This is a genomic window from Dictyobacter aurantiacus, assembly GCF_003967515.1.
In the GTDB taxonomy this organism is placed as follows: domain Bacteria; phylum Chloroflexota; class Ktedonobacteria; order Ktedonobacterales; family Ktedonobacteraceae; genus Dictyobacter; species Dictyobacter aurantiacus.
In genome coordinates this window covers 3,197,018-3,210,669 of sequence record NZ_BIFQ01000001.1, presented here as the reverse complement: position 1 = coordinate 3,210,669, position 13,652 = coordinate 3,197,018, and the positions used below count along the sequence as shown (strand labels likewise).

General features: G+C 51.8%; 12 protein-coding genes and 1 pseudogene. 6 read left to right on the top strand and 7 right to left on the bottom strand.

Annotation, left to right across the window (positions count from 1 at the left end):
- Positions 1–33 precede the first annotated feature (33 nt).
- Positions 34–516 (bottom strand): PaaI family thioesterase, encoded by a 483-nt coding sequence (locus KTT_RS12950; protein ID WP_126596368.1) that lies wholly within the window; start codon positions 514–516, stop codon positions 34–36.
- A gap of 277 nt (positions 517–793) precedes the next feature.
- Between KTT_RS12950 and KTT_RS12945 the strand changes: the two genes are divergently transcribed.
- On the top strand, positions 794–1,618 hold the full coding sequence (locus KTT_RS12945; RefSeq protein WP_126596367.1) for a hypothetical protein: 825 nt from the start codon (positions 794–796) through the stop codon (positions 1,616–1,618).
- A 99-nt stretch (positions 1,619–1,717) separates the two neighbouring features.
- Here the strand turns inward: KTT_RS12945 and KTT_RS12940 are convergent, their stop codons facing one another.
- Positions 1,718–2,581, bottom strand: coding sequence for a phosphatase PAP2 family protein (locus tag KTT_RS12940; RefSeq protein ID WP_126596366.1), 864 nt, complete (start codon positions 2,579–2,581; stop codon positions 1,718–1,720).
- Between the two features lie 201 nt (positions 2,582–2,782).
- On the opposite strand from KTT_RS12940, the gene KTT_RS12935 reads away from it, so the two are divergent.
- Positions 2,783–3,664 (top strand): GNAT family N-acetyltransferase, encoded by an 882-nt coding sequence (locus KTT_RS12935; RefSeq protein WP_160145837.1) that lies wholly within the window; start codon positions 2,783–2,785, stop codon positions 3,662–3,664.
- A gap of 70 nt (positions 3,665–3,734) precedes the next feature.
- On the opposite strand, the gene KTT_RS12930 is transcribed toward KTT_RS12935, so the two are convergent.
- Both KTT_RS12930 and KTT_RS12925 read right to left on the bottom strand, forming a co-directional pair.
- Positions 3,735–4,976, bottom strand: a complete 1,242-nt coding sequence (locus KTT_RS12930; protein WP_126596364.1) for a 3-oxoacyl-ACP synthase III family protein — start codon at positions 4,974–4,976, stop codon at positions 3,735–3,737.
- Positions 4,977–5,328: 352 nt separating this feature from the next.
- Positions 5,329–5,622: pseudogene (locus KTT_RS12925) on the bottom strand (zinc-ribbon domain containing protein); the annotation flags it as partial.
- Between the two features lie 366 nt (positions 5,623–5,988).
- On the opposite strand from KTT_RS12925, the gene KTT_RS12920 reads away from it, so the two are divergent.
- Complete coding sequence (locus KTT_RS12920; RefSeq protein WP_160145836.1) at positions 5,989–6,693, top strand: MBL fold metallo-hydrolase; 705 nt, start codon at positions 5,989–5,991, stop codon at positions 6,691–6,693.
- Between the two features lie 12 nt (positions 6,694–6,705).
- Here the strand turns inward: KTT_RS12920 and KTT_RS12915 are convergent, their stop codons facing one another.
- The gene (locus tag KTT_RS12915; protein ID WP_160145835.1) at positions 6,706–7,926 is read right to left on the bottom strand and encodes an FHA domain-containing protein; all 1,221 of its coding nucleotides are present in this window, start codon (positions 7,924–7,926) and stop codon (positions 6,706–6,708) included.
- Between the two features lie 295 nt (positions 7,927–8,221).
- Between KTT_RS12915 and KTT_RS12910 the strand changes: the two genes are divergently transcribed.
- Entirely contained in the window at positions 8,222–8,467 is a 246-nt protein-coding gene (locus tag KTT_RS12910) for a PLD nuclease N-terminal domain-containing protein (RefSeq protein WP_218030884.1), read from the top strand.
- Between the two features lie 117 nt (positions 8,468–8,584).
- On the opposite strand, the gene KTT_RS12905 is transcribed toward KTT_RS12910, so the two are convergent.
- Positions 8,585–9,388 carry a hypothetical protein gene (locus KTT_RS12905; protein ID WP_126596361.1) on the bottom strand — a complete coding sequence of 268 codons (804 nt, stop codon included), beginning with the start codon at positions 9,386–9,388 and terminating at the stop codon, positions 8,585–8,587.
- Positions 9,389–10,224: 836 nt separating this feature from the next.
- On the opposite strand from KTT_RS12905, the gene KTT_RS12900 reads away from it, so the two are divergent.
- Positions 10,225–10,839: a PadR family transcriptional regulator gene (locus KTT_RS12900; RefSeq protein ID WP_126596360.1), complete on the top strand. Its 615-nt coding sequence runs from the start codon at positions 10,225–10,227 to the stop codon at positions 10,837–10,839.
- Between the two features lie 35 nt (positions 10,840–10,874).
- On the opposite strand, the gene KTT_RS12895 is transcribed toward KTT_RS12900, so the two are convergent.
- On the bottom strand, positions 10,875–11,678 hold the full coding sequence (locus KTT_RS12895; protein ID WP_126596359.1) for an MmyB family transcriptional regulator: 804 nt from the start codon (positions 11,676–11,678) through the stop codon (positions 10,875–10,877).
- Positions 11,679–11,870: 192 nt separating this feature from the next.
- On the opposite strand from KTT_RS12895, the gene KTT_RS12890 reads away from it, so the two are divergent.
- On the top strand, positions 11,871–13,634 hold the full coding sequence (locus KTT_RS12890; protein WP_126596358.1) for a long-chain-fatty-acid--CoA ligase: 1,764 nt from the start codon (positions 11,871–11,873) through the stop codon (positions 13,632–13,634).
- Positions 13,635–13,652 lie beyond the last annotated feature (18 nt).

The following is a 13,652-nucleotide window of genomic DNA, read 5'->3' as shown; positions in this document are numbered from 1 at the left end:
TTTCTTGTGCGAACCTATGCGGTGTTCCGCGACTTACCCTTGCCCACCCTCAAAAAAAGCACGCATGCCTGGATAGTCCTGCATGACGGTATCCAGCATCTCTGGCGTCAGGGCCATGAATGTCCCCTGCGCTTCCGCCAGCACCATGCTCTCATTGTCCGCCAGGGTAAGCTTTCCATTGGCCTGCACCATGCGGCCGCGCTGCGAGCTTAAAGAAGCTCTCACACGCAGTAAGGGACCGTAAGGGACGTAGCGCCGGTAGCGCACATCTAAGCGTCCCGTCATAGTCCAGGTTGGCTTTTCAGCCAGCACAGAAGCGCGATTTAATGCCTCGTCCAGAACGGTGGCGATAATCCCACCATGGATCACACCCGGAAAACCCTGGTGCTCCTCACGAGGTCGGAAATCAGAGACCACAGTATCGTTCTCAATGTGAAATGTCATATGCAGACCGGAAGGATTATTCTGTCCACAGGCAAAACAACGTTGATAATCCGTCGTATCATTAACATCCATATCTGAAACTTGCGTTCCTCCTTCTAAAGCTTTTCTGAGTCTATCACAAAAGCATACCTCATTTTTAGCAGGCAATGTTGTATACTTATAAAATATAATTTCACCTCATGAACCGATAAATCCAGGGTCTCTCAAGCTCCTACCCATAAACGTATCAAAAGTCCTACGCTTAAGGATAAGAGTGAAGCGAGAACGAGCTTGTGTTCGTGCCCAATACAACGCATAGAGCATATCTTCTATTGCAGTTCAGGCATTGTAGCTAGAGAAGGATAAGACCATGGCAAAGACACAAATTCCCGATGCACCAGCAACCTCACAGAATGATACCCTGAAGCAACGCAAGAAGCTAGCTAAAAAAGAGGCAAAATTGATGCTCAAAGTGGAGCAGGCGAAAAAAGATGTGCGAAAAGTTGAGAAGAAAATTCATAAGTCCCAGGATGATTTAAAAACGCGCAACGAGCGTCTCCATGACCTTGAGGGTAAGTTATCTCACCTCCAGATGTCGATGCCCTCCACACCTGATAAAGCAGGCAAAAACGATAAGGCCGACAAAAATAATAAGACTAATAACAAGAACAAAGCAAACAAGCTATCTAAGGGCGCTGAGGCCGGGAATGTAGAGCAGTTTGCTCCATCTGCAGATAACATCCAGGCGATCGATTCCGGCGACTCATATCATAACGATACAGATGTTGAGGCGTTTCATCTCTCTTCCCTGGAACCGGTTGAAGGAGGAAATGAGCTTTCCGACACAACCGAGTCTACCACCAACCCATCAGCTGAAGATGTTACCATTCAATCCGGTGAGGGGAGCATGCCCGTCGAGACAAAAGATGAGCATTCCTGGCCACCTCCTCTGATACGCGAGGAGGTAGCGCAAGCAATCGAGGAAGAGGCCAAAAATAAGCCTACGGTAGTGGAAAAGCATACCCAGCCATCGCTGGAAGAGCCCAATCAGGAGGATTCCGACGATCACGCTGATACCTCTCCCCGCCATCCAACCGCGCACAACATCCATACATCAGATAACCAGCAGGCAGGCGAGAAAGATGAGGAGCAGGCGCAGGATAAATCTGAAGATACGCCCGCTACCAATCTTTAATTGCCACACTATATGTCAGATAAAGCCGCGACCCCGTCTTAAAATTGACGGGGTCGCGGCTTTATTTCATCTTTGACAAGGCTTGTATGCTATTTACGCTTATGAACTCGCGGAGCGATGAGCGTTGTGAGAGGAGGAACGGGACCCGAACAGATGCTCCTTTGGATTGTTCAGCAGTGGAGTTAGTATGCCACGGCTCTTCAAAAACATGTAAAGCCAGAGCGCCAATCCTAGCAACAGTCCACCAAACATGTAGCCACCCAGTACATCACTGGCCCAGTGGTCTCCCAGGTAGATGCGTGAGGGACCAACCATAACGACAAAGAAGGCGGGCACAATTAGCAGAACATAGTTCCACCAGCGATCCCTTCTAAACAAAATTAACCCCAGCGAGAAGATTAATCCCCAAAAGGCTACATATGACATGACGTGACCGCTGGGAAAGCTCTGCCCGGTCGCCCGTTGGAAAACATCTACCAGGTTAGCGGTTGGACGCGGCCGACTGACAATATATTTGAGCAGCAGATTCAGAACTGTAGAAACTATCGAGAGACCAACCACAAAGAGGGCTTCCAGACGTAAGCGCACTACCCAGAAAGCCAGCGCGGTCAATATAATGAGGGCAAAGAAAAGTATCGGCTGGTTGCCCAGAAAACTTACCGCGATCATCAATCCATTCAGAATAGGATTTTTGTTTTCCTGAAACTCCTTTGTAATCGTCACGTCTACAGACAGAATAGGATGAACATGCACAAACCAGGCCAGTAATGAAAAAGCGGCAAAAATAATCAGATAGGCTACGATCAGAAATTGAGCCCGCCGCGACACCATGTACCACGGCGAACGGCTCTCGGTCACTTCTTGCTGAACCTTTTCCACCGTCTCTTGCATATTCTCTTGCAACTGCTCGTTAACGGGCTTCTCCTGCTTCATGTCTTCCACCTCGCCATTTATATAATACATGCGTATCTATTCCTTAAGGAATATAATCATTCTGGATACTTTGATTACGCAAGACTCAACCGAATGGTTTCTGAATCGACAGGCAATTTATCATCCATCGCTATCTTCAAAACTCACCGTCAGGAGTGCTATCATACAAAGGGTATATAAAATATTATAACGATGTGTCGCACGACATCGATAAATCATTGGGGAGCTTTAATGTCACAGATAGAAATTCGACCGGCGCAGGCTGGTGATCGCGAACCTGTGCTGGCATTTTGTGCCAATACATGGGATTGGGGAGATTACATCGAGCAGATCTGGGATGAATGGATGGATAATCCATCAGGACAACTACTGGTGGCGACGGTGGATGGACAGCCAGTCGGGGCGGTGCATATACAGATGCTTACCGAGACAGAATCGTGGTTAGAGGGCTTACGAGTTCATCCGGATTATCGCCGCCAGGGCCTGGCACGAGCTTTGAACGAGGCCGCGATGGTTGAGGCGATGCGCCGGAACGCCACGACCATCCGCCTGGCGACCGATTCGCGTAACATAGCCTCAATTGAGCTGTCGGAAAGCATGCACATGCGCCGGGTGGGCGATTTTTCTCTCTATACAGCCCATCCCTTTACCACGCTCCCTCGCGCCCCTCAACAGCCAATCCGGCTGGCTACGCCAGAAGATCTGGATATGATCATTGATTATTTGAATGCTTCTAACATCTTTCCCCTGGTGGGTGGCCTTTATTATGTAAAGTTTCAGGCGCTTCCAATTACGGCCGAGCTCCTTGATGAGAAGATCGATAAGCAGCAGATCTATCTTCTGCAGCGCTGGGAGCGCCTGGACGGGCTGGCGATCGCGGAGCCCCGGCAAGAATATCAGCAGCAACGCCTCTCGGTGGGTTATCTGGACGGCACAACTATTGAGGCCATCAGCTTTATCGCCTATGATCTGCGCCGCCGCCTCTCGGAACTACAGCTAGAACAGGTGCGCGTATATGCACCCGAAACCCTGCTAATCCATGATGCCTTCGATGGTGTCGAGTATGAGGCCGAACACGCTATATTCTATACCTATGAACGTAGCCTGGTATAGACAGTACATAAAAAGGGTCCGGGATACAGCACGACGCCAATCCCGAACCCTTTTCTGCAGCAAATGTATGCTATTCGAGCGTTGCCTGGGGATTTTTCAGGCCATGGAAACGCAGCAGCCAGCACCCGTAGTTCAGTCCACCACCAACCGCAGGTAAGGCCAACCATTGACCGTCGCTCAGTTTTCCCTGTCGTAGCAGTTCGACCATGGCCAGGGCGATACTGGCGTTTGAGAGGTTGCCGTAATAGCGGAAGTTGTCGACCAGCTTGCCCATCGTCACCTCGGGCCATCCAAACTCACGAATGAGCAGTTCACCCATGCGGTTTGTGATGCGCGAGTTCGCCTGGTGCGGGATGATATACGCCAGATCTTCCGGCTTAAGATTGGCGTGACGGCATAGGGCATCGACACATTCGGCCATGGCTCGGGGCGCCTCGCGATATACCTCTTTGCCGTTCATCTTGGTATAGCCGACCATGTACTGCGCGAGGATCTGGTTGAGCTCATCACCCCGGCCCTCGTTGTAGAGCTGGCGAATCTTCATATCCACCTCGGCCATCGCGACGGCATCCTTACGCAGCGGTGTCTGGTAGAGCAGAGCCGGTCCTTGCCGGGCATCGGAGCCATTAATGACATAGGTATCTTCGTCGCTGCGCTCGATAATAAAGGCGGCCGCCCCTTCACCAAAGAGAGAACTGGTTTTCCAGTCTAATATATGCATGATGTTGGGTAAAAGAGCCTCGGACGCTACCATCAGGACGCGTTTAGCTGTGCTGGCGGCCAGGATTTCAGACACGACCTGAAAGCCTTCTGTCTGACAGGCGCAGGCACCTTTGAGCATGGTTGAGCGTAAAGGACCCAGACCCAGGCGGTGGGTGACCATGCCCGCGATAGTCGGAAAAGCATCGTTGTCAGAGGATGAGATACCAACAACCGTGTCAATATCACTGGCCTTGAGACCAGCGCTGGCCAGCGCCCGTTCGGCCGCCTTTACCGCCATGTCCACCATCGACTCTTCCTGTGGGGCGGTTTCGTCCTCAATCAAACCAGGTGCGTCCGCGCCAGCCATTTCACGGCACAATGCCAGTGTGCTGGCACGTACATGCCGGGTCTCCAGGCCCGTCACGCGCTCCAGGTCTTCCGCCCGGCGGGGACTTCCAAGGCGTGTTGAAATATAGGCAAAAAAGTCATTGGTAATCACGCCTTTGGGGACATAAGTACCGAGACCCACCAGTCGCACTTTAGCTTGCGTAAAAATATGCGGTATGACAAATGAGTAATGTGGCCACTGGCCAGCATCGGTGCGTGTCATCAAATATAGAACCTCCAGTAGTGAGGATGATATGAGCCGGTAAATTCCCACTTAGTATACCATATCGTGCGTAAATGAAAACAAAACCACGCCCAAAAGTAAGCCGTCCCCCACATCCTCCCCCATAGGTGCCGAGCTCGCCTCGGCTTCCATCTCCCTCTCATAGGTGCTGGGCGCGCCTCGGCTTCTACACAAGGAAACCGGGTACCAGTCGGAACCCGGTTTCGATTACAAATATAGTAAGTGGGGAGATATTCAATTACCAGCGATCACGACGGTCACGGCGGTCGCGGTCACCGCTGTAGCTGCTGCTGCTATAGCTGCGGTAGTTATCTCGGCGGGGCTGGGAGGCGCGCTGAGACTGGAAACAATCACTACAATATACTGGTCGATCTTCGCGCGGAATAAAGGGTACGGTCGTGGTGCGCCCACAGGCGGCACATACGGCTTCGTGCTGCTCACGTGGGGCGCGTGGAGCACTGGATTGCTGACCACCTCGGCGTGCTGCGCGGCAAGATGGGCAACGGGATGGAGAATTGACCAAACCTTTGCTAGCATAAAATTCTTGTTCACCGGCAGTAAACGTAAATTCATTCCCACAATCACGGCAAACAAGTACACGATCCCGATAGCCCTCGTTAAACATCATGGGTAGTACATCCCCTTCTTGATTACACACGTTCCATCTTATACAACGTATACTATAGCGCAGCGGTATATATTACAGGAGTGTGTGTTTTCTTCCATACATAGAAATACAACATACATCTCTCCTGGTGGTTGTCAGGTTGTGATTCCTATGCGACCGGAAGACGGAACGGGAGCCGGGGGCCGGATTTACAGACCAAACGGGATTTTTCCCTAACCACTTTTTTCATTGTAACATATTTCAGTAAAAAAATGCAGTATATCCTTGACCGCAATGCTAGGATATAATTATATTTCTAATTGTGGGTGCCGGAGGAATACCTTGAACTCTGACTACACTGACTATTCATCAGACAGAGAACGTATGCTGCACGCACGCCGAGTCCATACTATTACTGATCGTTTTTCGATGGCCAATACCTACCTGATCAATGAAGAACGGATGGTGGTGGTGGATCCCGGTACTGAGCTTAACGTGCGGCAGTTGCAGTCCTACCTGCAGCATTTTTTGCATCGCCCGCTCCAGCAGATCGATCTCATTGTACTGACCCATCTTCATCCAGATCATACGTCGGGGGTGGAGATGCTGCGTAGCATCTGTGACGCGCCCGTTGCGGCTTCGGCAGTGGCACGTAATCTGATAATGCAGCAGCGTGGTGAGTTGCATAGCTCGTCGATTGCTCACCTGGCTGAACACATTTTAACCGGGCCTCTACAACATGTAGATCTTTTCCCCCCTGTGTATGAACGGCAATATAAGCTGGTGGATATCTGGTTGGAAGATGTGGAGGGGCTCCCCGGACATCCTGAGTGGCGCGTTATTTCTAGCCCGGGCCATACTCCTGATAGCCTTTGCCTGTATAATCCTTTTAGCCAGGAACTCCTGTGTGGAGATACGGTGATTACTATTCAAGGAGGAGCCCCGTTATTGCGTGGTAGCGCCAATCGTCGTCAACTGCATGAGACGCTGCGCGTCCTGCGCAGCTTACAGGTGCACTATCTCTATCCCGGTCATGGTCGGCCAATTCTGGCTCTGCATCCGCTGACAAATATAGATGTGGAATGGTAGCATCTACAATCTCTATTGATGTTTCGTACGGCTGGGCAGGCGCAAAGGCGCGAATCCCCCGTTGGTTGACCTGGCCACTGGAATCGGCGGCATGGTTGTGTTGCGCAGGCGTGCCGCCCTCCCAAATTCCATGCTGATCGTGCCAACCTTGATGGTGTCTCCCACATTAAGCTTACGGGCCTCGCTGATAACCTCTTCATTGACAAAGGTGTCGTTGCGTCCGGCACTGTCGCGCAGGTAGAACTCCCCCGCCTGTTCGTAGATCTGTGCGTGTACCTGCGCTACCGATACATCGTTCAACATGATCATACATTCCAGGCCGCGCCCGATGGTTATCTCTTTCCCATCTAGCGAGAGGCGTTGTCCCATGCGTTCACCATCTTTGATCAGCAAGTAGCCACCATCAGCAACGAGATGGGGCGAGGAAAAGGTATCAGTCCCATCCTGAAGGATAGCCTTCTGGCTGGCGACGACGGCAGCCGGGAGCGGGCTGCTGGTATCTCCATCGGCCTGCAAATCAAAAGTGGAACGCCAGGTATGATTTACTAGAGGATCATACTGGTCGGCCTGTAACTCTTTCTGTTCGGCGACGATGAAATTAAATTGCTGATGACCAATCTCTATCTGGTCCTGTGAGGAAAGGGGGACACTGCCTTGAACACGCTGACCATTGAGCAAAATGCCATTCAGGCTACCACAATCGGTTAAATAGGCCTGACCATCATGCCAGGCCAGCTCGGCATGGTGGCGTGAAGCCATCTCGTCGTCGAGCCAGATGTCACAGTCATCTTCACGTCCCAGAGAGGCGACCATACGCTTCAAGGCCAGCCTCTGCCCCTGGAAGTTGCCGTTTCTATATTCAAGCCAGCCCCACGCGACATCTTGACGAAAGACAAAGGGCGACTCTACCCCTTTCTGGTAACGGGGTAACCCCGCCGGTACGCTGGTTACGGCCCTCACCGACCCTGACTGAACCACGGAACCTGAAGCGATTGCATCTGACCGCAGTGCACGTGAAAAGAACCAGTGCAGCACAGCCGCGACAATGGGATTGATCCAGCCACAAATCGATGCATAGACGATAATTCCCCAGCTCTCCACTACATTTAAATGGATATGAGAGCCATTAAAACGGAAATGATACCAGATAAAAACAGGCAGCAATAATGAGGCGGAACACAAACACGCGGCAACGGCGATGGTGAACTGATAATTGGTACCTCGATGGCACATAAATCTATAGCCTGCACTGAACATAATAGCCAGCACACAACACAACAGGCCGCCATAGCTTATCACGTTAAATAAAGGCGAAAAAGTTAATGCGTTCGTCGTTCATTCCTCCCCGCGCTAATTGGAGGTTACTTTCGTGACAATGATATCATTTTGTATCAGGACGGGCAAATCAATGGGACTTGTGGGGGGAGATTGTATTGGATATTTTCTCCTGTAAGGCGTCTTTATAAGCACAAGGGTTTGATCCACAAGCAAGCACGCACATATGAATTACAAAAGGATTTGAAGTTTTATGGGTTCGATTGCAATGTTCATTATCCTGGCCATCTATTGCTCGATCGGCATAGTAGTCCTGCTAGGCTCCGTTTTCTGGATCTGGATGATTATTGACTGCATAAAATATGAGCGACCTGACAGCAACGACAAGATCATCTGGGTGCTGGTTATCCTCTTTACACATCTGGTAGGCGCCATCATCTACTTCTTTATGCGCCGCCAACCCCGTATTCGCCAGGGACAGCCATATAACCTTCCCTAATCAACTTGAATTTTAATTTTATATGCACCCAATGCCAGCAAGTGCCTGCACAGGCGCTTGCTGGCATTGGGTGCATATCATTTTTGAGCCAGGTGTATAAACATCAGACTTTAACTACTAGTGAATCTGAATGTTCTGCGCACCCTGCTGGCGTAGGATCTCGCTGGCCTCACCGGCCCGTGCTCCATCTTTCATCGTCAAAATGGTACGCCCCTCTTTGACATCCTGAGCGTACTGCCTGGCGTGCTCCTGTGGAATCCCCATGTCCGTCAGGGTACCCAGAAAGCTACCAGCGACGCTACCAATGGCGCCACCGCCCAGTGCGGCCGCCACGATACCTCCAGCCACGATCGGACCGATACCCGGCAAAAACAGAGCTGCCGCCGCCGCTCCCAGGGCTCCTCCTACCACGCCACCGGCCACAATGCTCTTACGCTGTTCGGCCTGCTCATGTTCTTGTTCCCTCTCCTGTTCCTCCACCGTAGCTTCCTGCTGCGCAGGCGCTACAACGTCGCTCTGGGACTCACTAACAGGCGTATCAGTACGGAAGACATCATCGGGCCGCTCTACAGCTACCTTATCATTCTTTGAACCCGGATAGGGCAGTTTATCAATGGCCTCTTCCGTGACAGGTAGCGCCGTCGCTAACACATTGGTAGCATCCGCTGGACCAATAAATGGGACCAGCAAGATATCGGCGGCCCCAAGAATACCACCAATAATGCCACGTGCGATGGCCTTCGGACCATGTCCATGCTGAACATGGTGTTTTGCCTGGTCTACATGCTCCTCGGATGTACGCGCCACAAAACCCAGCTGGTCCTCTTTAAAACCAGCCTTAATCAAAGCATCCATCGCCTGAATAACAGCTTTCCGATCCTCGAAAACTCCAACGACAACAGTCTGTTCTGCTTCAGCCATAGTGACTACATTCCCCTTTATATTCTCTCGAAGGCCCTCTCAGAGGTGTCTGACTTCCGTCATCGTAGGGAGACGCGATAACTCCCACACGCGCGTCCGCTGCGCGGCCGCGCTGGTTTTTTGTATTGGTGCATTGAGGGCGCGCCGCGCCCCTGTTGCACCAATACACAATGAACTCGTAATCGTCATAAGTGCGCAAGATCAGGCCTACCTCTGCGCGGCCACGCTGGTTTTTTGTTGGTGCATTGAGGGCGCAGACGCGGCCCCGGTGCACCAATACACAATGGACTCGTAAGCGCCAGAGATGCGCAAGCTCAGGCCTACCTCTGCGCGGCCGCGCTGGTTTGTATTGGTGCATCGGGGGGCGCGATGTGCCCCTGATGCACCAACAAATGGAAGCCTGTATGAATTGCCCAACTCTGAGAACGCATACGGAAAGAATACCTCTCTACAAGCCTGACACTCTGTCAGCCAACCCTCTATATATACAACAGCTTTACCTCTACTTAGGACTCATCCCCCTATCCACTTACAATACCACGCCCCCTCAATCACAAGCTCTACCCCCTCAATTTTATGGTGGCGATGATGCAAAACATGGCGCGTTGAGCGCCATGTTTTGCATCATCGCCACCATAAAAAAATCAGTGCGGCCGCGCAGCGACCGCCCGTGCGGGGGCGCGCACCTGCCCCAAAAACCCCACCAGTCAAGGTGGTTGATACGCGCGGCGCACCGCGCATATCAACCACCCCCACTCTTCAGCATGACTATGTGATGAGAAGGTGCTATAATGCACAGCAATATATTTGAGCTTATCTTATGAGAGAAATATTCCATGCGTGAACAACTAGAAACACTTACCGAGGGAAATGAGACAAGCGAGGGGTCTGGGCGCAACACATTGCGCTACATCATGCTGGGTCTGTTATGGGCGCGTCCCATGAGCGGCTACGACATCAAGCAAACATTTGAGCGTGCCATCGCCAGCTATTGGAATGCAGGCAATAGCCAGATCTACACGACGCTGAAAAATCTGCACAAAGCCGGCCTGATCGACGCCGAGATCATCGTTCAGACCAGTCGACCTAACCGTAAAGTTTATCGTCTGACACGAGCCGGTGAGGAGGAATTGTCACGCTGGCTGCAGGAAGATGTGCCCGAGCGCTTCACCAAGGATGAATTCCTGGCTAAACTCTTCTTTTGCGGCGAAACCAGCGATGAGGTGGCCCTGGTCCATCTACGCAGCCATCGCGAAAGCCTGCTCAAGCAGCTGGCACATATGGATTGGGCGCGTCGCGAGTATGGTTCACGCCCCGTTCGCCGCCCACACCTGCTTGAATATCAACTGCTGGTACGCGAGTATAAAGAGGCGGTCCTCAAAGCTGGCTTAGAAGTGACTGAAAATGCCATCGCACGGCTGGAGCAGCGTCTCAACGCCCCTTCCTCTTAGATCCTTTCAAACGGTCCGGATAATACCATCGCGCACTATCCAGGTTGCCAGCCATGATTGCGATAGATGTCCAGCGTCTGCTGATCACCCGGTACATAACTGACCATAGAATAGGTAGAAAGATTGGTAAAGACCGTGGTGGCGGTACGCAGCGTGAGCCGTCCCAGTTCGCTGTGCTGGATCTGAAATACAAACGATGGCGCGGGCTTGCTGCGCGCATAAACGGAGGAGGCGATGCGCCGGTATTCTGGATATTCGCGCAGAGTTTTGATCAGGGTTTTGTACTCGGCCAGGTGCGTTAGCGTACGCGTATTGTAGAGGAAGTCACCTACCAGACGCCGGGCCAGATTCTCCCAGCCGTGAAAGCGCTTGCGCATCTCAGGATCAAATACGAGCCCTAGCAGATGAATATGCTCATGGGTCTCCAGCATCTCCTGCGTCTCAAATAAATAGATGGCCGCCTTGTTCCAGGAATGAAGAAACCACAGGTGATCTAGCGAGTGCGCCGGATACGATGTGTTGTGCACCAGCAGATGCGCCAGGTCCCCTAGATCCAGTAGCGTGCTCTCTAGCTGATCGACATCCACAAACTGGCCCGTTTGCTGCCGATAGGCCTCAAAAAAATGTAATCTGTCCTCGGTCGATAACTCCAGTACGCGAGCGATATTTTGTACTACCTGAGGAGAAGGATTCGCGCGCTGCCCTGTTTCCAGGTGATACACATACGTTCGGGATAATCGCGTGGCCTGGGCAAGCTGTCCCTGCGAAATGCCACGCCGCAAGCGATATTGCGTTACCAACTGAGCAAACGTTGAAAGTTCTCGTGAGTTTTCAAGCATCCCTATGTCCTCAACAGTTACATTTCGTTAGCTATCTGCACATTATGACGTAAAAATTGTTAGCTGGCAACATGGTCAACTTTATCCGGGTACCATATAATTGGATCAGTGGGTTGTTGCTTGTAGGTAGCGACAGAGTTGTCGCCCAGGTATCCCATACCGGATGCCCCTATGGAGAGGAGCTATTACCGTATGTCTGATCCGTCGTTAATACACAACACACAAGCAGGACAGCACTCCGCTGAACGAGCGCAGGATACACCTTCTTATCCCTGGTTCCACCATTATGACCATGGTGTCCCCACGCATCTGGATATACCTCAGCGACCTCTCACTTCGTTGTTGGATAATGCGGCCAAACGCTATCCCAATCAGGCCGCTTTCATTTATTATGGAAACAGGATTACCTACGCCCAGTTCTCCAATCAGGCCAATCGTTTCGCGATTGAGCTGCAGCGCTTAGGAGTGCAAAAAGGGGATCGCGTTGCCATTGCGCTCCCTAATATTCCTCAGTTTTCCATTGCTTTCTACGGCGCCCTGCGCGCCGGGGCCGTGGCCGTTCCTACCAATCCTCTGTACACTGAACGCGAGATGCAGCATCAACTCGCGGACTCGGGTGCGAAGGTTCTGGTCGTGCTGGATATGTATTATCCTATTATACGTAATGTCCGCAACCAGACGGCACTAGAACATGTGATTGTGACGAGCCCGGCCGATTTCCTGCCACCGCTGCTACAAAAGCTGTATCCACTGAGTCAGAGAAATGCAAAATTGCCACAACCCCCTCTGACAAAAAAAGAATTGGAGAGCGATCCCACTCTACATAGAATGCAGCCAATGCTGCAATCTCATGCCAAAGGGGGGATCGAACTGTTCAATCTGCCAATCCATGTGCAACCCGATGATCTGGCAGTATTGCAGTATACCGGTGGTACCACCGGACTTTCTAAGGGCGCTATGCTGACCCATCGTAATCTGCTCGCCAATGCGATGCAAACTCGCTATTGGGTGCCAAAGGCACAGGATGCGAAGGAGACCTCGCTCTGTGTCGCGCCGTTCTTCCATGCGTATGGACTGAGCGTGGGCATGAACCTATCTATTCTGGCCGCCGCTACGATGGTTTTGCTGCCACAATTTAAAGCCAAAGATGTCCTTGATGCCATCCACCAATATCACCCTACGATGTTTCCCGGTATCCCCACCATGTATGTCGCCATTATGAAAGAGGCGGGCAAACATCCAGAATATCTGCAATCGATCAAGTACTGTATCAGTGGGGCGTCCGCCTTGCCGGCCAAGATTCAGTCGGACTTTGAGGCGATCACCGGTGGTAAGCTGGTCGAGGGCTATGGCCTGAGCGAGGCTGCTCCCGTTACCCACTGCAATCCGCTCTCCGATAAGTCACGCAACGGTAGTATCGGCCTGCCACTGCCGGGGGTCGAGGCGGTGATCCTTGATCGCACAACCGGTGAACCTCTACCTGTGGGTGAGATCGGTGAGATCGTGGTCAAGGGACCCAACATTATGCAGGGCTACTGGCAGCGCGATGAGGATACCAAAGCCATTTTTGTCAATGGCTGGATGCGCACTGGCGACATCGGCAAGATGGATGAAGATGGCTATTTTTATGTTGTTGAGCGCGCCAAAGATATGATCATCGCCAGCGGCTTTAATGTCTATCCACGCGAGGTTGAAGAGGTACTCTACCACCATCCAGCCATCGCGGAGGTGGCCGTGGCCGGCATTCCAGATTCGTATCGCGGCGAGACGGTGGCGGCATTTATCGTGCTCAAGCCGGAATTTAAGCCGTCAGCCGAACTGGAACAGGATATCGTTGCCTTCTGCAAACAAAAATTGACCGCCTATAAAGTACCCAAACGTATAGAGTTCCGTGATAATTTGCCGAAATCATTGGTGGGCAAAGTGTTACGCAGGGAACTGCGCAAGTTATTGTAGCGCCTTTGACTTCATTGG

What these genes read in the sequence shown, in the direction of transcription:
- KTT_RS12950 (WP_126596368.1), bottom strand. Translation starts at nt 516, where the DNA reads ATGGATGTTAATGATACGACGGATTATCAACGTTGTTTTGCCTGTGGA.
- KTT_RS12945 (WP_126596367.1), top strand. Translation starts at nt 794, where the DNA reads ATGGCAAAGACACAAATTCCCGATGCACCAGCAACCTCACAGAATGAT.
- KTT_RS12940 (WP_126596366.1), bottom strand. Translation starts at nt 2,581, where the DNA reads ATGTATTATATAAATGGCGAGGTGGAAGACATGAAGCAGGAGAAGCCC.
- KTT_RS12935 (WP_160145837.1), top strand. Translation starts at nt 2,783, where the DNA reads ATGTCACAGATAGAAATTCGACCGGCGCAGGCTGGTGATCGCGAACCT.
- KTT_RS12930 (WP_126596364.1), bottom strand. Translation starts at nt 4,976, where the DNA reads ATGACACGCACCGATGCTGGCCAGTGGCCACATTACTCATTTGTCATA.
- KTT_RS12920 (WP_160145836.1), top strand. Translation starts at nt 5,989, where the DNA reads ATGCTGCACGCACGCCGAGTCCATACTATTACTGATCGTTTTTCGATG.
- KTT_RS12915 (WP_160145835.1), bottom strand. Translation starts at nt 7,926, where the DNA reads ATGTGCCATCGAGGTACCAATTATCAGTTCACCATCGCCGTTGCCGCG.
- KTT_RS12910 (WP_218030884.1), top strand. Translation starts at nt 8,222, where the DNA reads ATGGGTTCGATTGCAATGTTCATTATCCTGGCCATCTATTGCTCGATC.
- KTT_RS12905 (WP_126596361.1), bottom strand. Translation starts at nt 9,388, where the DNA reads ATGGCTGAAGCAGAACAGACTGTTGTCGTTGGAGTTTTCGAGGATCGG.
- KTT_RS12900 (WP_126596360.1), top strand. Translation starts at nt 10,225, where the DNA reads ATGCGTGAACAACTAGAAACACTTACCGAGGGAAATGAGACAAGCGAG.
- KTT_RS12895 (WP_126596359.1), bottom strand. Translation starts at nt 11,678, where the DNA reads ATGCTTGAAAACTCACGAGAACTTTCAACGTTTGCTCAGTTGGTAACG.
- KTT_RS12890 (WP_126596358.1), top strand. Translation starts at nt 11,871, where the DNA reads ATGTCTGATCCGTCGTTAATACACAACACACAAGCAGGACAGCACTCC.